Annotated in this window: 19 protein-coding genes; 15 read left to right on the plus strand and 4 right to left on the minus strand. The window is 63.7% G+C overall.

Annotated elements, in window-relative coordinates; all coding sequences use genetic code 11:
* Nucleotides 1-23 precede the first annotated feature (23 nt).
* Nucleotides 24-800: a PspA/IM30 family protein gene (locus CWE17_RS01830; protein WP_131454636.1), complete on the minus strand. Its 777-nt coding sequence runs from the start codon at nt 798-800 to the stop codon at nt 24-26.
* Between the two features lie 76 nt (nt 801-876).
* Between CWE17_RS01830 and CWE17_RS01835 the strand changes: the two genes are divergently transcribed.
* Complete coding sequence (locus CWE17_RS01835) at nt 877-1419, plus strand: DUF721 domain-containing protein (protein WP_131454637.1); 543 nt, start codon at nt 877-879, stop codon at nt 1417-1419.
* Here CWE17_RS01835 and CWE17_RS01840 read toward each other — a convergent pair.
* Genes CWE17_RS01840 through CWE17_RS01850 form a run of 3 tightly spaced genes read right to left on the minus strand, consistent with a single transcriptional unit; the run spans nt 1413 to nt 5340 of the window.
* Entirely contained in the window at nt 1413-3278 is a 1866-nt protein-coding gene (locus CWE17_RS01840; RefSeq protein WP_131454638.1) for a glycosyltransferase family 39 protein, read from the minus strand. The genes CWE17_RS01835 and CWE17_RS01840 overlap by 7 nt on opposite strands.
* Complete coding sequence (locus CWE17_RS01845) at nt 3269-4381, minus strand: glycosyltransferase family 4 protein (RefSeq protein WP_131454639.1); 1113 nt, start codon at nt 4379-4381, stop codon at nt 3269-3271. Before CWE17_RS01845 ends, CWE17_RS01840 begins: the two co-directional genes overlap by 10 nt.
* Nucleotides 4381-5340 (minus strand): DMT family transporter, encoded by a 960-nt coding sequence (locus CWE17_RS01850; protein WP_131454640.1) that lies wholly within the window; start codon nt 5338-5340, stop codon nt 4381-4383. Before CWE17_RS01850 ends, CWE17_RS01845 begins: the two co-directional genes overlap by 1 nt.
* A 53-nt stretch (nt 5341-5393) precedes the next feature.
* Between CWE17_RS01850 and sppA the strand changes: the two genes are divergently transcribed.
* The 14 genes from sppA to CWE17_RS01915 all read left to right on the plus strand — a co-directional run bounded on the left by sppA (nt 5394) and on the right by CWE17_RS01915 (nt 16884).
* Complete coding sequence (gene sppA, locus CWE17_RS01855) at nt 5394-6203, plus strand: signal peptide peptidase SppA (RefSeq protein ID WP_131454823.1); 810 nt, start codon at nt 5394-5396, stop codon at nt 6201-6203.
* Nucleotides 6200-6580 carry a chorismate mutase gene (gene aroH / locus CWE17_RS01860; RefSeq protein ID WP_131454641.1) on the plus strand — a complete coding sequence of 127 codons (381 nt, stop codon included), beginning with the start codon at nt 6200-6202 and terminating at the stop codon, nt 6578-6580. Before sppA ends, aroH begins: the two co-directional genes overlap by 4 nt.
* Before the next feature lie 113 nt (nt 6581-6693).
* Complete coding sequence (locus tag CWE17_RS01865) at nt 6694-7281, plus strand: DUF2808 domain-containing protein (protein WP_131454824.1); 588 nt, start codon at nt 6694-6696, stop codon at nt 7279-7281.
* 58 nt (nt 7282-7339) lie between these two features.
* Nucleotides 7340-7477, plus strand: a complete 138-nt coding sequence (rpmH, locus tag CWE17_RS01870) for a 50S ribosomal protein L34 (protein WP_131454642.1) — start codon at nt 7340-7342, stop codon at nt 7475-7477.
* A gap of 14 nt (nt 7478-7491) precedes the next feature.
* Nucleotides 7492-7890, plus strand: coding sequence for a ribonuclease P protein component (locus CWE17_RS01875; RefSeq protein WP_131454643.1), 399 nt, complete (start codon nt 7492-7494; stop codon nt 7888-7890).
* Entirely contained in the window at nt 7887-8297 is a 411-nt protein-coding gene (locus CWE17_RS01880; RefSeq protein ID WP_131454644.1) for a PH domain-containing protein, read from the plus strand. Before CWE17_RS01875 ends, CWE17_RS01880 begins: the two co-directional genes overlap by 4 nt.
* Before the next feature lie 70 nt (nt 8298-8367).
* Nucleotides 8368-9513 (plus strand): membrane protein insertase YidC, encoded by a 1146-nt coding sequence (yidC, locus tag CWE17_RS01885; protein WP_131454645.1) that lies wholly within the window; start codon nt 8368-8370, stop codon nt 9511-9513.
* A complete protein-coding gene (locus CWE17_RS01890; protein ID WP_131454646.1) occupies nt 9510-10079 on the plus strand; it encodes a DUF177 domain-containing protein in 570 nt (189 codons plus the stop codon). Before yidC ends, CWE17_RS01890 begins: the two co-directional genes overlap by 4 nt.
* Nucleotides 10069-11580: an AAA family ATPase gene (locus CWE17_RS01895; RefSeq protein WP_131454647.1), complete on the plus strand. Its 1512-nt coding sequence runs from the start codon at nt 10069-10071 to the stop codon at nt 11578-11580. Before CWE17_RS01890 ends, CWE17_RS01895 begins: the two co-directional genes overlap by 11 nt.
* Nucleotides 11581-11661: 81 nt before the next feature.
* Nucleotides 11662-11823: a hypothetical protein gene (locus CWE17_RS12190; RefSeq protein ID WP_164498732.1), complete on the plus strand. Its 162-nt coding sequence runs from the start codon at nt 11662-11664 to the stop codon at nt 11821-11823.
* Between the two features lie 41 nt (nt 11824-11864).
* Nucleotides 11865-13142, plus strand: coding sequence for a serine--tRNA ligase (gene serS, locus CWE17_RS01900; protein ID WP_131454648.1), 1278 nt, complete (start codon nt 11865-11867; stop codon nt 13140-13142).
* 19 nt (nt 13143-13161) lie between these two features.
* On the plus strand, nt 13162-14247 hold the full coding sequence (gene rseP, locus CWE17_RS01905; protein ID WP_131454649.1) for an RIP metalloprotease RseP: 1086 nt from the start codon (nt 13162-13164) through the stop codon (nt 14245-14247).
* A gap of 61 nt (nt 14248-14308) precedes the next feature.
* Nucleotides 14309-14611: a 30S ribosomal protein S14 gene (gene rpsN, locus CWE17_RS01910; RefSeq protein WP_131454650.1), complete on the plus strand. Its 303-nt coding sequence runs from the start codon at nt 14309-14311 to the stop codon at nt 14609-14611.
* 107 nt (nt 14612-14718) lie between these two features.
* Complete coding sequence (locus CWE17_RS01915) at nt 14719-16884, plus strand: polyribonucleotide nucleotidyltransferase (RefSeq protein ID WP_131454651.1); 2166 nt, start codon at nt 14719-14721, stop codon at nt 16882-16884.
* The last annotated feature ends 342 nt before the right edge of the window (nt 16885-17226 follow it).

A 17226-nucleotide genomic window follows, 5' to 3' on the forward strand; every position in this document is an offset into this window, starting at 1 on the left:
AATAGCTCTGATCCTATGGGGACTCAGAGCTTGTCGATCGAGCGACGCAGCTCCTCGAGCTCTGCATCCACCTCTTCAACTTTCACGGGCTCCACACCAGCAGGAGCCGCTTCGGCTGATGGCAGAGCCACCGCCTCCGGACCTCCCTCCAGCCGCTGCCGCAAAGCCGCAAGCTCGTCGTCAACATCGTTTCCGCCCTCCAAGGCGGCGAACTGACTCTCGAGATCGGCCCCGGCGAGCTCGGCAGCCGCCTGGCTGCTGGCCTCCATCGCCTGCACCTTGTCCTCCATGCGCTCGAAAGCAGCCATGGCGGAATTGCTGCCGAGATTGCCCACGGCACTTTGGAGCTGCTGCTGGGCCTGGGCCGCCTGGGCTCGGGCCTTGAGCATGTCCTTTTTGGTGCGCGCCTCGGCGATCTTGCCCTCGAGTGCCACCAGGCTCTTCTTGAGGGTCTCCACCTGGGCATCCTGGCCTTGCAGCTGGCCCGAGAGGGACGTCGCAGTCTCTTGATAGGTCTTGCGTCGAGCGAGGGCCTCCCGAGCCAGACCGTCCTCGCCCTTCTTGAGGGCCAGCTCGGCCCGCTCGTACCAAGTCACGGCCTGAGACTCAGCCTGTTCTGCTTGGTTGCGAAGTCGTTTCTGACTCGCAATCGCCATCGCCACCGCCTGGCGCAACTTGACCAGGTCGGCCTGCATGTCGGCCACGGACTGATCGAGGATCTTCACCGGATCCTCCGCCTTGCTCACCAGATCGTTGAGGTTGGCGCGCAGCAGACGACTGAGCCGGTCAAATAAACCCATGGTTGGGACGAGCAGCGAGTGAGGCGGCCCCCGGAGGCTAGCGAGAGGAGGCGAGGGAGCTGACTAGCATGACCCCATGGCAAGAGCACCCCAATCCCAGCGCCGCCGTTTCGGCCGCGGCGAACTGCTCCAGCCGCCTGCACCAGCACCGGCCCAAGCCCTCGCCAACTGCCTGGAGGACTTGCAGCGGCACTGGCGGATGGAGGGATCCCTTGCTGCCATCTGGGAAGACTGGCCCCGGTTGGCAGGTTCCCAGTTGGCTCCGCATTGCAGGCCGCTCTCCCTACACAACGGTCTGCTGACGATCGGAGCCAGCCAACCCCAGTGGCGACAGGCCCTGCAGTACAGCCGGCCCCAGCTCATGGCAGCCCTGCGTAGTGCCGGGCACAGCATCAAGGACCTGCGCATCCAGCAGCACCATCCGGCCCAAAGAGCCGAATTGGAAAGCGAGGACGCGATCTGGCAACGCCATCCCAGCCGCATCGATGTGCATGGACTGGCCCGCTGCCCCCGCTGCCAGAGCCCTGCTCCGGCCGGGGAGATGGCCCTCTGGGGGCATTGCGGCTTCTGTCGACGTCTGGAACTGGCCGCTCCAGTGATCGCGTCAACCGATCAGTAGCGCTCCGGCCTGGGGCGACGCCAGTCAGGGGTGTTGCCGTCGGCCGCGAGGCGACGGGCCCGCTGCTCCAGACGGCGCCGTTCGACCCGCCAGAGCTGGAAGATTCCATAGCGTCCCAAAATCTGTGGCTCCAGGCCCCTCCAGTGCTCCCGCTCGGTGGTGCCCTGATCGATCAGCACTAGCACGGTGGCGGGGGGTTGATCCGTCGGGCGCTCGACCGGCGTGCCGCTCCAGCCTCGCCGCTGCTCGAATCGCAACCGGTCCGCCAGGTTCACCAGGGCACCTATTGATCGGCCCTCATAGACAACCACCTGACCGGTGTAAAAGTGCAGGGATGGCTTCATGGCTCCCACCATCGCCAACGGCTCCTGGGGCTGCTGACGCTGCTGCCTGAGCATCTCCGCCGCAGCCTCGCGAACGGGAAGCTGACGCACCCGGTCCCCGAGGAAAATCATCGGCAACAGGGCCACCAGCTGAAACACCACCAGGGGACCCTGCATCGCCAGCAATCCCTCAGAAACAGGCGTACGGCGGGCCAACCAAAGCCCGAGAAGGGCGGCGACGCTGAAACAGACCGCTGCCCGTAACACGAGACCGCTGGCCAGCAACTCTGCAGGCAGGGTGGGCATCTCCGGATCCTGGATCAGCGGAACCCAGAGGGGCGATGCCCAGAGACCCGCCGCCAACACCAGGGTGAGTCCGACAGCAGCGATCCAGGCCCACCACTGAGCGGACCGGGAGCGCGTGGGGGCGGCCCGCAGAGAGAGAACGATGAGCAAGGCAGCTGCGGGGGTCGCTGGCAACCAGTAGCTGGGCAGCTTGGTGGCGGCCGACGTAAACAACAGCAGCACCGACAGCAGCCAGCAGGCAGCAAAAGCCTGGAGCGTCTGGTCGGGGCGGGCGTCAGAACGACGCAGAACCTGGCGGGGAATGACCTGCCATAGCCCGAGAAGCAGAAGCGGTGTGAAGGGGAGGGCGGCAATCAACATCACCGGACCAAAAAACCACCAGGGCTGGAGGTGGTCATTCACCACGGAGGTGAAACGCTGGAGATTGTGATAGCCGAAAAAACTGTCCCAAAAGGGCTGCCCCTCCACCACCAGTTCCGCGACGTACCAGGGCACGCTGATCAGGGCGGTGATCAAGAGACCGGGTAGGGGGCGCAGCTGTCTCCAGAGGGAGGGGAGATCGCGACGCAAAAACGCAAACAGTCCGAGGGTGAGTCCGCTCAGCACCACGGCAACCGGGCCTTTGGTCAGAACCGCGAAGCCCAGCACCACCCAGGCAAGCCACCAGCGACGACCGCCAGTGACATGACAGCGCCACTGACAAAGCAGGCTGACAGCGAGGGTGCCGCTGAGCAGGGCATCACTGACGGCCGTGCGGCTCCAGAGGAGCACCAGGGGCGAGAGCGCGAAGGCCAAAGCAACCGCAACAGCGGTACGACGCGGCTGCGCATCCCCAGCCTGTGGATGCCCCATCACCGTATCGGCGAGCATGAGCATGGCCGCGATGGTCGCCAGTGCCGAAGGCAAGCGCGCGGCCCAGGTACCGAGAGAGTCCCACTGAGCCTGCCCTGGAAGGGCATAACCAAGACCCATCAGCCAGTACACAAGAGGAGGCTTGTCGAAGCGCGGCAAGCCATTCACCCGGGGCGTCAACCAGTCGCCGGTGCGGGCCATGGCCCGCCCAGAGGCGGCGAATAAAGGCGGCGTTTCATCCACAAGGCCAGTGCCACCAAGCTGCCAGACGCAGAGGAGCAGCCCGAGGGCCAGAACCAGCAGCAGGCCGCGACGGCATTGACGAGGCGAGAGCCGCGGCGTGGGGGTTGGCGACACTGCCGAAGGGGTCATGGGCATCGAGAGATGCTGCCATCCCCTGCCGCAAGGGTGAGATCCAGCCATTGCTCCACCCGCTCGGCGAACACGGCCTGACTGGCATGGGCCTCAACCCAGCGTCGGCAAGCCTGGCGATCGATTGCATCGACCTTTCGAGTCGCGGCCAACAACGCGTCGCGATCGTCGGGAGGCACCAACCAGCCCGTCACTCCGTTCTGCAGAAGTTCTCCTGGCCCCCCGCGGTCATAGGCCACCACTGGCACTCCGCAGGCGAGTGCCTCAACCACCACGTTGCCGTAGGCCTCATTCCATTTGGGCGTGTTGATCAGGGCCCGGCAACGCCCCAGCTCCTTCTGGAGTTCTGCCGTCGGCAGGAAACCACGCCAAACGATCGTGCCGGGCGGCACAGCACGTTCCACACGGGCGGCATAGGCGGGATCCTCGACCACACCCCACACCTGCAGTGGCTCCTGCAGGGCAGCAGCCACTGCAGCAGCATCCTCCAGTCCTTTTTCAGGCGCGACCCGCCCTGCCCAGCCCAAGGCCCCCCCGGCTTCGGGCTGGAACTGATAACGGCTGAGATCAAAGCCATTGCCGACCACCTGCGCCACTGCCGGCAAGCTGAAATCGGCCGCCTGGCGATGGGTGTGGAAGGCAAGCCGTCGTTGATCCCAGCAAGCCAGGTCTGCGACCAACTGGTCCATGACCCGGGCCACGGACCCCATGCTGATCAGATGAAAAATCCTTGGCTGAACTCGGGGAGTGAGCCACAACGGCAACCAGTCGTAGCTGAAATTGAGCACGGCATCGGCCTCCTCCCCGAGCGCGAGGGCCCTCTCCCAGAGACGGGGCAGCACGGCATCGGGGGGAATCAGCACGGGGCCGTCGGCATCAGCGTGCTGCCAGCTGGGCTGGTCTCCGCCGGCAACGGTATGCAGAGCCACGCCGTCACAACCCGCTGGGAGAGACGAACCCTCAGGTGCGACCAGCGTGAGGCGATGGCCACGCGCCTGCAGGCCCTGGGTCAAGGAGGCCAGGGTGAGCTCCACGCCTCCGCCCCGCCCACTGCCGAGATAACCGATCGGGGTGCTGACGAGCACGAGATCGCGGGGAACGCTGGCCATCAGCCGGACTCTCCGGTTGAAACGAGGGGCGCGGGGCTAAGAGGCTCCCAAAGACGACGGCGCTGACTGACCAACACAACGGAGAGCAGCACGAGCATCACACCCACCCACTGAAGCGGTTCGAGCCGCTCCTGGAGCCAGAGTCCACCGGAGATGAGAGCAAACACGGGGGTGAGGAAGCCGAGGGTGGTGAAACCTGTGAGCTCTCGGCGGGTGGCAAACCAGAAAAAGAGCCCGTAGGCCAGGGCACTACCCAGAAGACTTGCGTAAGCCATCAGCCCCCACTGGGGAAGAGTCCAAGGCGGGAGAAAGGGGCGGCCGGCATCGGCAGCATGAAAGAGCAGCAGAGGGATCCCCCCAAGAATCATGTGCCAACCGGTCACGGTGACGGGGTGACTGTCGCGGCAAGCGAAACGACTCAGAACGGTGCCCAGGGCCATGGCCACGGCCGCCGCCAGCATCCAGAGCGCCCCGCCATCCAGCAGTCCGGAGGCGGGAACCGAGGCACCGAGCAACCACCAATGGTGGAGAAGCTCAGCCGGGACACCCAAACAGAGGATCCCTGCGAGACCCAGCAGCAATCCGATCCAGCCGACGGGATTGATCGCCTCGGCAAAGAGAGCCCTGGCCAGAAGGGCAACCATCAGAGGCTGGGAATCGATCAGCACGGAGCCGAGACCGGCACCGGTGCCTGCGAGTCCACGGGCCAGGCAGAACTGAAAGACGGTGGCATCCACCAATGTGAAAAGCAGAAACCAGCCCAGATCGGCGGGCGCCACCCGAAGGGAGGCCCCGAGGAAGGGGAGACTCAGCAACAGGGCGACCCCAGCCGGCAGCAAACGCAGCGCCGCCACCAACAATGGCCCTCCTGAATCGAGGAGGGGCGCCATCGCGGCCATCGCCGTGCCCCAAAGAGCAAAGGGCAAGACCAGCAATAGCCCGAGGCGGAGGGAAACCATGGGGCCATCCAGCAGGCTCCTTTTTAAGATCCGAACGACAACGGATGACGCATATGGTCTGGCCTTGGCGCCGCAAATCCCGCCGACGGATGGCGCGGATTGCCATCGAGGGCCCCATTGCGGCCACCACGCGACGGCGTGTGCTGAAGGCTCTTCGCGAGGTGGAGAAGAGGGAATTTCCCGCCCTGCTGCTGCGGATCGACAGCCCTGGAGGCACGGTGGGCGACAGCCAGGAGATCCATGCGGCGCTGCTGCGTCTGCGGGAAAAGGGCTGCCGTGTGGTGGCCAGCTTTGGCAACATCTCCGCCTCCGGTGGGGTCTATGTCGGAGTGGCCGCGGAAACGATCGTGAGCAATCCAGGCACGATCACCGGCTCCATCGGCGTAATTCTTCGAGGCAACAATCTCTCCAAGCTCCTGGAACGGATCGGAATCCGCTTCGAGACGGTCAAAAGTGGTGCCTTCAAAGACATCCTGTCCCCTGATCGCGCTCTCAGCAGTGAGGAACGACAGCTACTGCAGGAGCTGATTGACAGCAGCTACGACCAGTTCGTGGAGGCCGTGGCACAGGGTCGAAATCTCGAGCCGTCAGTGGTGCGCAGCTTCGCTGATGGACGGGTGTTCAGCGGCGCCCAAGCGAAGGCACTCGGTCTGGTGGATGCCTTGGGTGATGAGGAGGCGGCCCGAAGAATCGCAGCGGAACTGGCCGACCTGGATGAGGACTGTCGACCAGTGACCCTCGGCAAACCGCGCAAGCAACTGACGGGGCTGCTCCCAGGATCCGAATTGCTCAGCCGCCTGGGGTCGGCGCTGGAAAGCGAACTTCTGCTCTGCGGCCAGGCCCTCTGGCTGTATCGCCCATGAGCGAATCACTGCGATTGCAAGGGCTGCGTGGAGCGACCACCTGCCCGGCCAACACCGTTGCGGCCATCGAGGCCTCGGTGCAGGAGTTGGTGTCGGCGATGGTGGAACGCAACCGGCTCTCCCCTGACCAGATCGTGTCGGTCACCTTCTCGGTGACCGCCGATCTCGACGCCTGTTTTCCCGCAGCCATCGCCCGGCGCCATGCCGGCTGGGACAGCGTTGCTCTGCTCGACTGCCAGCAGATGGCGGTTCAGGGGGATCTAGCCCGCTGCATTCGCCTTCTGGCTCACGTGTGGCTACCAGCCGAGCAGACGCCTTGCCATGCCTATCTCGGCGAGGCCAGTCGGCTGCGACCAGACCGATCCGGTCACAACTGACAGCTCCAGGGCCGGCCCAGGGATCGTCGTTCCCGCGGTCAAGCTCAGGACAATCGATTTCATGACCTCCGCCGATGGCCGTCGCCATCCGCTTCCCGATGCACAACCGATTCATGACTCCCCTTCGACAGGCCCTTGGGGGCTTCGGCCTCGCCAGCGGTGTTGCAGCCGCAGGGCTTCTCGGGGGAGCTTCGCTCCTGGACGCCACAGCTTCACGACAGGTTCAAGCTCAAGGAACGCCGGCCCTGCTTGAATTTCGCTGGGACGACAGCCGTGACTTCAGAAAGCTCTATTACTTCCAGAGCTCCACGAGGCAGCTGGAGAGAGCGGAGTACTTCATGATGCTCCGTCCGAAGGACCGCAAGACAGCGATCCTCAAGCTCAGCATCTCGGTGCCCGACTACTTCAACTCAAAAATCACACCTGACGACCTGGTTCTCTGTCGCATGGAACTTGGCGGCATGCTTTCGCGAAGCCGCTGCAAGGAGAAGCTGCCAGCGGTGTTCGAGGTGAATGAGAAGCAGACGGCCATCGAGGTGTTCCCTGACACCCCCATCCCGACTGGCGGGACCTACGCGGTGGTGATGAACATCTTCAATCCGAACCGCAGTGGCATGTTCCAGTTCAATGCCCTCGCCCAGGCTCCGGGAGACGTCCCCGTGGCTGGCTACCTGGGCAGCTGGGTCATCGATATCGACTGACCCAGGCATCCCGGCTGATAAATTATCGAATTGACGACAGGCCGGGCGCCAAAAATCCATGACCAAGAGAACACTCGGCGGCACCAGCCGTAAGCGCAAGCGCGTCTCCGGCTTCCGTGTTCGCATGCGTACCCACACCGGCCGCCGCGTGATCCGCAGCCGCCGCAAGCGTGGTCGGGCGCGGGTCTCGGTCTGAGGAACCGCTGAGCGATGGTTCTGCCGGCACCCATGCGCCTGCGGGGCCACCGCTGCTTCAACCGTCTGCACCGACGCGGTCGACGTCTTGATGGCGAGCACATGGTGCTCCGCGTCGTGCAAGCCGAACCCAGATTGCTGAATCCAGTGCTCCAACGCTGGGAACGGCAGGCACCTGAGTCGTGTCGATGCCGCTGTGCCGTCGTGATCAGCAACAAGGTCAGCAAGCGTTCCGTGGTGCGAAACAAGCTGAGACGCCGCCTCCACGAGCACCTGCGTAGACGGCTTGAACAGGCCGCTGAGCAGGGTGACCAATGGCTGCTGATCAGTCTGCGACCGGGAGTCCAGCTCCTCGAAGCCCCGCTGCTAGAAGAATGCGACAGATTGCTCAAGAACGCCGGCCTGCTGCCATGACCGCCTCCCTGTCCGAAGAGACCTTCTACGAGGGTGGTCCCGCCCGGGGAGATCTCCTCATCAATCTCCTATTCGGCCTCACCCTGATCGGCCTGCCCTTTGCCGTTGGGGCTGTGGTGCGGGCCCTCTGGCTGCGCTTCACGATCACCAGTCGCAGAATCTCCGTCAGCGGTGGCTGGATGGGCCGCGACCGCAGTCAGGTGGTCTACAGCCAGATTCGGGAGGTGCGCAGCGTGCCCCGCGGATTTGGAGCCTGGGGCGACATGGTGCTGGTGCTCAACGATGGCTCCCGCCTCGAGATGCGTTCCGTACCGCGGTTCCGCGAGGCAGAGGCCTATGTGCTGCAGCGCATCCAAACGCGCAGCACCGCTGACAAGAGCGAGGATGCCAAGGGCTTCGCTGCCTGAGCTCCAACAATCCGCTGCCGCTGTTGCACACTGGCAGCACGTTTTGCCCCTCCCCAAGGACTGAACCAACGTGATCGGGTACATCTCCGACAACCTGCTGATCCCGATCCTGGATTTCTTCTATGGATTGGTTCCGAGCTACGGCCTGGCGATCGTGGCGCTCACGGTGGTGATCCGCCTGGCCCTCTTCCCACTGAGCGCCGGTTCAATCCGCAGCGCCCGGCGCATGCGCATTGCCCAACCGGTGATGCAGAAGCGACAAGCCGAAATCAAGTCGCGCTTCGCCAACAACCCCCAGAAGCAGCAGGAAGAACTTGGAAAACTGATGAAGGAGTTCGGCAGCCCGCTTGCGGGGTGCCTGCCCCTGCTGGTGCAGATGCCGATTCTGTTCGCCCTGTTCGCGACCCTGCGGGGATCACCGTTCGCGGATGTGCCCTACACCCTGAATCTGAAGGTGCTGCCGGCAGAGCAGATCGCTGCTGTGGAACCGAAGCCCTTCAACAGCGCCAGCCACTCGATCTTCATCAGCGAAACCGACCACGTGCCGGTGATCGCCAGCCTGCCTGGAGGCACGAAGCTCGGTGAGGGTGAGTCAGCCACGATCCAGCTGCAAACAAAGAGCGGAGAAAGCTTCAGCAAAGTTCTCAGCGGCGTTGAGAACGGACAGACGTTCCTTCCAACCTGGTCGGTGACCAAGGGCGATTCGATCGTTTCGGTGTCTCAGGATGGAACGATCACAGCCCTTGCCGCGGGTGATGCCACGGTTGAAGGAAAGATTCCTGGCCTGGCAGCCCGGAGCGGTTTCCTCTTCATCAAAGCGTTAGGCCAGGTGGGCTTCTACACCGATGGCGCAATCAACTGGGATATCGCAATCCTTGTTGGAGCCTTCGGCCTCAGCCTGTTTGCATCCCAGCTGCTCTCAGGCATGGGCATGCCCGCCAACCCCCAGCAGGCCACCGCCAACAAGATCACACCGGTGATGATCACTGGCATGTTCCTGTTCTTCCCCTTGCCGGCGGGCGTCCTGCTTTACATGGTCATCGCCAATATCTTCCAAGCGGCGCAGACCTTTCTGCTCACCCGCGAAACCCTGCCCGAGAACCTGCAGACGATCCTCGATGATCAGCTGCGTCAGCAGGCATCGACCGCCACTGCGGGGGCCTCTGGCTCTGCCGGTCAGGCGGGTCGTCTTCCCTTCGAGCCCAGGAGCAAATGATCCCAGGGCTCGAGCCCATCCCCCTGCGTGAACTTCAGGCCCTTGGAGTCGCGAAGGAATGGACTGTGGAGGGCAGTCTCGACGATCTGCCCAGCCTGACTCCCGTGAGGGGGCACCTTCAGGCCGAGCATCGCGGCAACGTTCTTGAGGTGGAGGGCTCCCTCGAAACGATTGTGACCCTCTGTTGTGACCGTTGCCTTGGTCAGTTCAACCATCGCCTGAGCGCAGAGGTCAAAGAACTGATCTGGCTTGGTGCCGAGCCAAGTGCCGACGCGATGACCGAGGCCGGTCTGGACATGGATGCCCCAGAGGGACTCGTGGAATCCCTTGATCCCCGCAGCCATTTTGAACCCGAGCGCTGGGTGTTTGAGCAGCTCAGCCTGCAGCTCCCGGTGGTCAACCGTTGTGGTGCAGAGTGTCCAGGCATGCCTGGTGCGTCAACGAACACCCAGAGCACAGACCCCAGCAGCACGGACGCCAGCAGCGGGGCCCTCGGCCAGGGAGCGATCGATCCTCGATGGCAGGCCCTAAAGCAACTGGCGGGCGGAGACGACGATGCTTCCTGAATGGAGTGATCAGCTCGACCTGCTGATCCGGGCAGGTACGCCCCTGATCTGGATCCGCAGCACGGAAGAAGAGCGGGTTCAGGCGCTACTCGCCAGCGTGGTTCAACGGCTCCCTGGGCGGCAGCTCAGCCGCTGGGATTTCATCAGCGGACTGCAAGGAGCCCTCAACCAGGAAGGCACCGGAGCCCGGCAGCCGATGGCTGTACTCCAGTGGCTGCAAGATCTGGAGGCAAGTCGACCAACCCTGCTGCTGCTCAAAGACTTTCATCGCTTCTGCGACGACCCCGGCATCGCCCGAATGCTTCGCAATCTGGCCGTCGGCCTGAGGGAACGCCCCCACACCCTGGTGCTTTGCAGCGGAGCCTGGTCGCCGCCGGCGGAGCTGGAGGAATGCCTCACGCTTCTTGATCTCCCCCTCCCGCGGGAGGAGGAGATCAAGACCCTGCTCCAGTCGATCGCCAGGGCGGGTGGTCAGGGACTGGATGACGCGGTGCTTGAAGAGCTCACCCATGCCTGCAGTGGCCTCACAGAGGCCAGGGTGCGCCATGTGGCGGCAAGGGCCTTGGCCCAGCGGGGGCAACTGAGCCGTCTCGACTTGGACGATGTGCTGGAGGAGAAGCGACGCTGCCTGGCCCGCAGCGAAGTGCTCGAGTTTTGCCATACGGACGCCGATCCAGCCGACATCGGTGGGCACGATGCCTTGAAGCACTGGCTTGAGCAGCGCCATCAGGCCTTCAGCGATGAAGCCAGACGCTTCGGCCTGCCCTTGCCCCGGGGCGTGCTGCTGGTGGGGCCTCAGGGAACGGGCAAGTCACTCACGGCCAGGGCCATTGCCCACAGCTGGGCAATGCCGCTGCTGCGCCTTGATGTCGGGCGGCTCTTCGCCGGCCTGGTGGGCGCCAGCGAAGCACGCACACGCGAAACGATTCAGCGAGCGGAGGCCATGGCCCCGTGCGTGCTCTGGATTGACGAAATCGACAAGGGCTTCGGCGGTGATGCCCGCAGCGATGGAGGCACCAGTCAGCGGGTGCTGGCGACGGTGCTCACCTGGATGGCGGAGAAACGATCGGCGGTGTTCGTGGTCGCCACGGCCAATGCGGTCGATCGTCTGCCGCCCGAGCTGCTGCGCAAGGGGCGTTTCGATGAGATCTTCCTGCTGGATCTGCCCGGAGTCGAAGAGCGGAGCAGCATCCTGACCCTGCATGTGGAGCGCCGCCGGCCTGGCCTGACCCTGCCGCTCCAGACCGTGGTCGATCGCACGGAGGGCTATTCGGGAGCCGAACTCGAACAGACGGTGATCGAGGCGATGCACCTTGCCTTCGCCGAACGGCGGGAGCTGGCGGAAAGCGATCTAATTCGTGCCGCAAACCAGCTGGTTCCTCTCTCAAGAACGGCACGGGAGCAGCTGGATGCCCTGCAGCGCTGGGCCAGCAGCGGCCGGGCCCGGGCCGCATCCAGCCAGGGAGCTTCTTTGCATGTTGCGCAGGGTGAAGAAGCCTGACGCGGCGTAACGAAGCCTCAGACGCGGCAGGACAGCCTCCAACACGCTCCGTAAGTTCGCTGCAATACCGACAGAAGGGCCTTGAACCGTTCGAGCGATCTCACCAGCCAGCTAGCTGTGGCCTGCCTGGGAGCCGGCGTAATCACCACTGTGGCTGTCGCCCAAGGTCAAAACCCGATCACCGCCCTGGGAATCACCCTCTTTTCCGCCGTCGCAGCCGTGATGGTCGGCCAGGTCCTCTGAGCACCAGCACCTAGGCTGCCGGCGCCAGTTCCTCAACCGCCGTGCTCGATCAGCGCTTGGTGCGTGACAACCCCGACCTGATCGCCCGGGAGCTCGGTCGGCGGGGCATGGATGTGGACCTCACCGGTCTGCAGTTGATCGCCCAGCAACAGCGGGATCTCGAGGAGCAGCGCAGTTCCCTTCAAGCTGAAGGCAACCGCATCGGCAAAGAGGTTGGCCTGCGGATCAAAGGTGGGGCTGACCCCAAAGGCGAGGAGGTCGCGGAGCTGCGTCAGCAGGGCAATGCGATCAAGCAAAAGGTTGCGGTGCTCGAAGACGAGGAGAAGCAACTGAATACCCGCCTGCGGGATCAGCTGCTCACCCTGCCCAACCTGCCCTCACCCGACTGCCCAGATGGGCGTGATGAGAACGACAACCGCGAGGTGCGTCGCTGGGGCACCCCGCGAGAGCAGAGCGGACTGGAGGAGCATTGGGCGATTGCTGATCGGCTCGGACTGCTCGACACGGAGCGCTCGGTACGTATTGCCCAAAGCCGGTTCGTCACCCTGTTCGGCCAGGGGGCGCGCCTGGAAAGGGCCCTGATCAACTTCATGCTGGATCTCCACACCAGCAAGGGGTATCGGGAGGTGTTGCCACCCGTGCTGGTCAACACCACCAGCCTCACGGGATCGGGACAGCTCCCCAAGTTTGCGGAGGAGAGCTTCCGCTGCGCTGACGATGACCTCTGGCTGACGCCCACCGCAGAGGTGCCGGTGACCTCCCTGCATCGAGACGAAATCATCCCGGCAGACCAACTGCCGCTGCGTTATGTGGCCTACAGCCCCTGCTTCCGCCGTGAGGCAGGCAGCTACGGCCGGGATACCCGGGGACTGATCCGCCTGCACCAGTTCAACAAGGTGGAGCTCTACTGGTTCGCCCACCCCGACCATTCAGCGGAGGCCCACGCCCAGATCACCGCCGATGCCGAGGCGGTCCTGCAGGCCCTTGAGCTTCCCTACCGGGTACTGGAGCTCTGCACCGGCGATCTCGGTTTCTCAGCGGCACGCACCTACGACCTGGAGGTTTGGCTTGCTGGTGCAGGCGCCTACCGAGAGATTTCCAGTTGCAGCGTCTGCAGCGATTTCCAGGCACGGCGCTCCTCGATCCGCACCAAAGAAGACAAGAACACCCGTCTGGTGCACACGCTCAATGGCAGCGGCCTGGCAATCGGGCGCACGATGGCGGCGCTTCTGGAGAACGGCCAGCAGAGCGACGGCAGCGTGAAACTACCGGCCGCGCTCGTGCCGTACTTCGGTCGCGAGCATCTCCAGCCAGAATGACCCGATTGACCAAGGCGGTGTGAACGTTCTTGCAGCTCTGATCGCCCTGGGCCTCCTGGTGGTGATCCATGAAGCAGGCCATTTCTTGGCGGCCGTGGGCCAAGGCATCCGCGTCAATGGCTTTTCGGTGGGCTTCGGTCCGGCCCTGATCAAGCGACAGATTCGTGGCGTGACCTACGCGCTGCGCTTGCTTCCTCTGGGCGGTTTCGTGTCCTTCCCGGACGACGAGGAGGACAGCCCAATCCCAGCGGATGACCCGGATCTGTTGCGCAACCGTCCGATTCCCCAACGGGTCCTGGTGATCAGCGCTGGAGTGCTGGCCAATCTGGCTCTGGCCTGGCTGCTGCTGGTGGGCCAGTCGGCCTTCGCCGGACTTCCCGCCGACCCGGATCCAGGGGTCCTCGTGGTGGCAGTGCAGCCAGGGGAAGCGGCCGCCAAGTCAGGCCTCAAGGCTGGCGACAGGATTCTGCGACTGAATGACCAGCCCCTCGGCCCCGGCCAGGACGCTGTCCAGACTCTGGTGGATCGGATCCAAAGTGAACCTGGTCAGTCCTTGAAACTGCTGACCCGTCGCGATGCGGACTCTGAGCAGACCCTGGTCCTGATCCCAGAGGATCGTGATGGCCTGGGGCGGATCGGCGCTCAGCTGCAGGTGAATCGCATGGGCAGCCTGCGCCCGGCGAGGAGTCCGCTTGAGGCGATCCGCTTTGGCAGCGGTGAATTCACCGGCCTGCTTCGCAGCACCGTGGCGGGCTACGGCGGACTGGTGACCCACTTTGGTCAGACCGCCCAGCAGGTGAGTGGCCCGGTGAAGATCGTTGAGATGGGAGCCCAGCTCAGCAGCCAGGGCCAGGGGGGGCTTGTGCTGTTCACCGCCCTGATCTCTGTGAACCTGGCCGTGCTGAACGCCCTGCCCTTGCCCCTGCTCGACGGAGGTCAACTGGTGTTCCTTCTGCTTGAAGCTGTGCGAGGCCGCCCGCTGCCTGAGCGTTTCCAGATGGCCGTGATGCAATCAGGCCTGCTGCTGCTGCTGGGCCTGAGCCTGGTGCTGATCGTGCGTGACACCAGCCAGCTGCCCCTTGTGCAGCAGCTCAGCGGCCGTTGAGCCATGCGCGACCGGCCACAAGGTAAGGTTGTGGATTAGTTCGCCCGTTTATCTCGCCCGCATGGCTAAGAAGTCGATGATCGCCCGCGATGTGAAGCGGAAGAAAATGGTCGAGCGCTATGCGGCGAAGCGTGCGGCACTGATGGAAGCCTTCGACAAGGCAGCCGACCCCATGGAGCGTCTGGAAATCCATCGCAAGATCCAGGCCCTGCCACGCAACAGTGCCCCCACCCGCATGCGCAATCGCTGCTGGGCCACCGGCAAGCCCAGGGGCGTCTATCGCGATTTCGGTCTGTGCCGCAACCAACTGCGGGAACGGGCCCACAAGGGTGAACTTCCTGGCGTGGTCAAGTCCAGCTGGTGATTTTGTTCACTGCTGATGCACAGGAGGCAACGTGTTGCCTCCTTTTTTATGGCCAGTCGTTCACGTCAAATGACAGAATGACGGTTGACAGAAAGACATAAACACACGTGCAAGGACAAACCCAGTCGATCTCCTTTGACGGACGGGAGATTCGACTGACGACAGGGCGTTTTGCCCCCCAAGCCGGCGGCTCGGTGATGATCGAGTGCGGCGACACCTCAGTGCTGGTGACGGCGACGCGCTCTGCCGGCCGCGAAGGAATTGATTTCCTTCCGCTGATCTGCGATTACGAGGAAAGGCTCTATGCCGCCGGTCGCATCCCTGGAAGCTTCATGCGTCGTGAAGGCCGCCCTCCTGAGCGGGCCACGCTGATCTCCCGGCTGATCGACCGACCGATGCGGCCCCTCTTCCCGGGCTGGCTCCGTGACGACCTGCAGATCGTTGCCACCTGCATGTCTCTGGATGAGCGGGTACCTGCTGATGTGCTCGCGGTGACTGGGGCCTCGATGGCGACCCTGCTGGCCGGAATCCCATTCCATGGACCCATGGCAGCGGTGCGCGTGGGGCTGCTCGGCGATGACTTCGTGCTCAACCCCAGTTATCGGGAGATCGAGCGCGGTGATCTCGATCTGGTCGTGGCCGGAACGCCCGAAGGTGTGGTGATGGTGGAAGCGGGAGCCAACCAGCTGCCTGAACAGGATGTGATCGAAGCCATCGACTTCGGCTACGAGGCTGTCTGTGAACTGATCAAAGCCCAGCAGGACATTCTCAAGCAGGCCGGGATCGAGCAGGTCATCCCTCCGGCCCCCGAACAGGACAGCACACTTCCCACTTATCTGGAGAAGCAGTGCAGCAAGGCCATTGGTGAAGTGCTCAAGCAGTTTGAGCAAACCAAGGGCGAACGGGACGAGAAGCTCGATGCGATCAAGGCATCCACAGCCGAAACGATCCAAGGCCTCAAGGACGATGACCCGGTGCGGCTGGCCGTGAGCGCTAACGGCAAGGCACTGCCTACCAGCTTCAAGGCCCTCACCAAGAAGCTGATGCGCCAGCAGATCCTCAAGGATGGCAAGCGCGTGGACGGCCGCAGCCTCGACCAGGTGCGTCCGATCACCGCCGCTGCAGGAGTGCTGCCCAAGCGCGTGCATGGTTCCGGGCTCTTCCAGCGTGGGCTGACCCAGGTGCTCTCCACCGCCACCCTCGGCACCCCCAGCGATGCCCAGGAGATGGACGATCTCAACCCGAGCACCGAAAAAACCTATCTGCATCACTACAACTTCCCCCCCTATTCCGTCGGTGAGACCAAGCCGATGCGCTCCCCAGGCCGCCGCGAGATCGGCCACGGCGCTCTCGCGGAGCGGGCCATCATCCCCGTGCTGCCCGCCAAGGACACCTTCCCTTATGTGGTGAGAGTGGTGAGCGAGGTGCTGAGCTCCAACGGCTCCACCTCCATGGGCTCCGTCTGCGGCAGCACCCTCGCCCTAATGGACGCCGGCGTTCCGCTCAAGGCCCCGGTGAGCGGCGCGGCCATGGGTCTGATCAAGGAAGGCGATGAGGTGCGCATCCTCACCGACATCCAGGGCATCGAGGATTTCCTCGGCGACATGGACTTCAAGGTGGCCGGCACCGACAAGGGCATCACCGCCCTGCAGATGGACATGAAGATCACCGGTCTGGCCGTGAACACCATCGCCGAAGCGGTGAATCAGGCACGCCCGGCCCGTCTGCACATCCTCGAAAAAATGATGGAGGCGATCGACACGCCACGGGAGGGCCTCTCTCCCCACGCGCCACGTCTGCTCAGCTTCCGCATCGATCCTGAGCTGATTGGCACGGTGATCGGACCTGGTGGTCGCACGATCAAGGGCATCACCGAGCGCACCAACACCAAGATCGACATCGAAGACAGCGGCATTGTCACCATCGCCTCCCACGACGGAGCTGCCGCTGAAGAAGCCCAGAAGATCATCGAGGGCCTTACACGCAAAGTGAACGAGGGCGAGGTGTTCAGCGGCGCCATCACCCGGATCATTCCGATCGGTGCCTTCGTGGAGATCCTCCCCGGCAAGGAGGGCATGATCCATATCTCCCAGCTCTCCGAAGCTCGGGTGGAGAAGGTGGAAGACGTGGTGAAAGTGGGCGACGAGGTCACCGTGCGCGTCCGCGAAATCGACAATCGCGGCCGCATCAACCTCACGCTACGCGGTGTTCCTCAGAACGGGGAAGAGCCCGAGCCTGAACCCGCTCCCACCCCCGTTGCGCCCCTGACCTGAGGGGCGCACACCTCAGCCTTCCCTCAGACCTGAAAGCCAGGATCAATCGAGGCCATCGCCCATGTCGCCTGCTCACATAGCGCGGCATGGGCTTTTCCATGGCTGGCGATCAGGCTCCGCCTCAACGCACGTTGGCTTCCACGCGGGTTTGCAGCATCAAACCGGACATGCCGAGTCGCGTCAAAGTTGCCGCCGCATCACCCACGCCAAAGCAAGACCGATCTCAAGTCAAGACGACACAAAGACTTGCCATATCGGCCAAGCAATGACAACCAAGCCTTAATAGCTTCATTAACCATGCTGCGGCCCGAACCGGTGAAATAACACAGTTTTATTTGCTCT

This window comes from Synechococcus sp. BS56D (genome assembly GCF_004332405.1).
GTDB lineage: Bacteria > Cyanobacteriota > Cyanobacteriia > PCC-6307 > Cyanobiaceae > Synechococcus_C.

What these genes read in the sequence shown, in the direction of transcription:
- CWE17_RS01890 (WP_131454646.1), top strand. Translation starts at nt 9,510, where the DNA reads ATGATCCCAGGGCTCGAGCCCATCCCCCTGCGTGAACTTCAGGCCCTT.
- CWE17_RS01850 (WP_131454640.1), bottom strand. Translation starts at nt 5,340, where the DNA reads ATGGTTTCCCTCCGCCTCGGGCTATTGCTGGTCTTGCCCTTTGCTCTT.
- CWE17_RS01875 (WP_131454643.1), top strand. Translation starts at nt 7,492, where the DNA reads ATGGTTCTGCCGGCACCCATGCGCCTGCGGGGCCACCGCTGCTTCAAC.
- CWE17_RS01845 (WP_131454639.1), bottom strand. Translation starts at nt 4,381, where the DNA reads ATGGCCAGCGTTCCCCGCGATCTCGTGCTCGTCAGCACCCCGATCGGT.
- rpmH (WP_131454642.1), top strand. Translation starts at nt 7,340, where the DNA reads ATGACCAAGAGAACACTCGGCGGCACCAGCCGTAAGCGCAAGCGCGTC.
- CWE17_RS01895 (WP_131454647.1), top strand. Translation starts at nt 10,069, where the DNA reads ATGCTTCCTGAATGGAGTGATCAGCTCGACCTGCTGATCCGGGCAGGT.
- CWE17_RS01835 (WP_131454637.1), top strand. Translation starts at nt 877, where the DNA reads ATGGCAAGAGCACCCCAATCCCAGCGCCGCCGTTTCGGCCGCGGCGAA.
- sppA (WP_131454823.1), top strand. Translation starts at nt 5,394, where the DNA reads ATGGTCTGGCCTTGGCGCCGCAAATCCCGCCGACGGATGGCGCGGATT.
- aroH (WP_131454641.1), top strand. Translation starts at nt 6,200, where the DNA reads ATGAGCGAATCACTGCGATTGCAAGGGCTGCGTGGAGCGACCACCTGC.
- CWE17_RS01840 (WP_131454638.1), bottom strand. Translation starts at nt 3,278, where the DNA reads ATGCCCATGACCCCTTCGGCAGTGTCGCCAACCCCCACGCCGCGGCTC.
- CWE17_RS01830 (WP_131454636.1), bottom strand. Translation starts at nt 800, where the DNA reads ATGGGTTTATTTGACCGGCTCAGTCGTCTGCTGCGCGCCAACCTCAAC.
- CWE17_RS01880 (WP_131454644.1), top strand. Translation starts at nt 7,887, where the DNA reads ATGACCGCCTCCCTGTCCGAAGAGACCTTCTACGAGGGTGGTCCCGCC.
- CWE17_RS01865 (WP_131454824.1), top strand. Translation starts at nt 6,694, where the DNA reads ATGACTCCCCTTCGACAGGCCCTTGGGGGCTTCGGCCTCGCCAGCGGT.
- rpsN (WP_131454650.1), top strand. Translation starts at nt 14,309, where the DNA reads ATGGCTAAGAAGTCGATGATCGCCCGCGATGTGAAGCGGAAGAAAATG.